The following is a 2,199-nucleotide window of genomic DNA, read 5'->3' as shown; positions in this document are numbered from 1 at the left end:
GTTTTATATATAAAACATTATTTGATATAACAAACTTTAGATAAGAATACTCCCATGATGTTTTTTCTGTCAAATTAAATATATTTTTAAAATTCAATAACTTGATTTTTAGAACACATTCTTTTACGTTTTACTAAAAAAATTTTGTTTTATATATAAAAAAATATTTAAACAATCTATTTGCAGTTACAATAGAATCCTAAGAAAACGAAATGTACTGATTTGCGATTTTTTGATAGGAAAATTGAACACATGAATTCAACAATTGAAACAGACTCCCAAGAATCTGATGCAATAAAAAATGAGGAACGCTATTTAGTCCCTGGCTTAGTGCGTGGTTTGGCAATCTTGCAAGCGTTTAACCAGCAAACCCAAGAAATGACTATTACTGAAATTGCCGAAGTTCTCGATGTAAACCGTTCCAGTGCTTTCCGTCTGATCTATACGCTGGAGTCTTGTGGCTTTTTACGCAAAGCTTCACAGAAAACGTATGCTTTAGACTCTAAGGTCATGGAGCTTGGTTTTAATAGCTTAGCCAAACAGTCATTACTAGACTTGGCAACACCGCTAATGAAAGAGTTACGCGATCAGACTCAACTTGCTGTGCATCTTTCTATCTTGGAAGGCACGCATATTGTCTTTATTAACAATATTCAATCCAATGGCACATTCACCAGTAATATTGGCCTAGGCACACGCTGGCCTGCCCATGCAACCGTGATTGGACAAATGCTGTTAGCCGATCTAACCGAAACAGAAATTAAAGAGCGCTATAAAGGTTTTAATCAATGGGATACTTTTTCAGAGTTAACCCCGACCAATCTTAAAGCACTGTTACAGCGCCTGAGTTTCGTTAAAACCCAACGCTCTATGGTGAGTTGGGGCCATTACAATCATGACATGGCTGCCTGTGCTGCTCCGATTTATAAACAATCCACCCATAAAATGGCTGCCGTTTTATCCGTGAGTTGCCCACTCGGTAGTTATGATGAACACTATTTTAGAAATGATGTTGCCGAGGCCGTTATTCAAACTGCAGAAAAAATTTCTAAATTTATTTATTAATAATCAAAAGCAGCAATTTTCGCTGCTTTTCTTTTATCAAAAAATCATTAACCCAATTTTTGAGCTTAAGCCTCCGTTTTTAATTTACTTTTTAAGCGCTTATCCATTAACTGAAACAGTGGTCGGGACAGATTCATCATCCATGTCGGTGTCGTATTTAATAATGCATTGGCAACTAACCCTGCTTTACTGCTGACCCGATAAGATTTTCTTTCTATGGCTTTTACAATCCATCCCGCTGCGGCAGGCGTATCCAGCATTTTCATATGTTTATAAATAGCTGTTTTCGATGACATTGGCGTTCTGACCATTGGAAAATACACGATACTGACATCAATTCCTTTGTCCTTTAATTCCATCGACAAAGAACGGGAAAAAGATTCAAGCGCAGATTTACTGGCGAGATAGGCCGAGAACAACGGAATCGGAACTTGCGTCGACATGGTCGAAATATTCACGATATGCCCTGCACCATTTTTCATAAAATGAGGTAATAAATGCAGTGTCATATTCACAGCAGCAAAATAATTAATCTGCATGGTACGTTCATAATCATGTAAACGATCAAGTGACTCAAGAATAGGACGTCTAATTGAACGTGCAGCGTTATTTACCAATACATCGACCTTGTCATGCGCTGACAATATCTGGGTTACGCAAGCCTCCAGTTGTTCCTGATCGGTAATATCTGCTGGATAGATAGACACATCTCCACCTTGAGCTTGAATCTTCGCCTGAATGCGCTGTAACTCTTCAGCTCGACGGGCAATAAGACAAACTTTCGCACCTGCTTGAGCGAGTTGAAGTGCGGCTTCTTCACCGATCCCACTTGAAGCACCTGTAATAATGATGGTCTTATTGCTTAAATTCATTGTTTTTCTCCAGCAGTCTAATATTTAGATCATTACATCGTTGTCATTCAAAAATGTAAGCGCTTTTAATCCTGAATACCAATGAGTTTATTCAATATAAAGAGGAGAGAAAAATTATCCTTTTGTTTTAGCGAGGTTAAAATTCATTTAGAAGGATGAATAAGTTTTAATTTTTTAACGAGGTCTAGAAAATAGATTAAAGTAAACAGTTGGATTTTGATGAGGTTTTCATTGTGATATAAGTTTGAGCATAAGCAGCTAA

General features: G+C 37.2%; 2 protein-coding genes. One reads left to right on the top strand and one right to left on the bottom strand.

What is annotated here, in order from left to right; genetic code table 11:
• The first annotated feature begins 252 nt into the window (after positions 1-252).
• Positions 253-1,065, top strand: coding sequence for an IclR family transcriptional regulator (locus AWW72_RS16255; RefSeq protein ID WP_004772879.1), 813 nt, complete (start codon positions 253-255; stop codon positions 1,063-1,065).
• A gap of 65 nt (positions 1,066-1,130) precedes the next feature.
• On the opposite strand, the gene AWW72_RS16250 is transcribed toward AWW72_RS16255, so the two are convergent.
• On the bottom strand, positions 1,131-1,937 hold the full coding sequence (locus tag AWW72_RS16250; RefSeq protein WP_062848021.1) for an SDR family NAD(P)-dependent oxidoreductase: 807 nt from the start codon (positions 1,935-1,937) through the stop codon (positions 1,131-1,133).
• Positions 1,938-2,199 lie beyond the last annotated feature (262 nt).

The sequence above is a fragment of the Acinetobacter sp. NRRL B-65365 genome (assembly GCF_001605865.1).
GTDB classification, from domain to species: domain Bacteria; phylum Pseudomonadota; class Gammaproteobacteria; order Pseudomonadales; family Moraxellaceae; genus Acinetobacter; species Acinetobacter vivianii.
Note: the sequence above shows the minus strand (reverse complement) of the source record. Positions and strands in the feature narration are given on the sequence as shown.

Excerpts from the sequence above, each read along its gene's own strand:
- AWW72_RS16255 (WP_004772879.1), top strand. The coding sequence starts at position 253 with ATGAATTCAACAATTGAAACAGACTCCCAAGAATCTGATGCAATAAAA.
- AWW72_RS16250 (WP_062848021.1), bottom strand. The coding sequence starts at position 1,937 with ATGAATTTAAGCAATAAGACCATCATTATTACAGGTGCTTCAAGTGGG.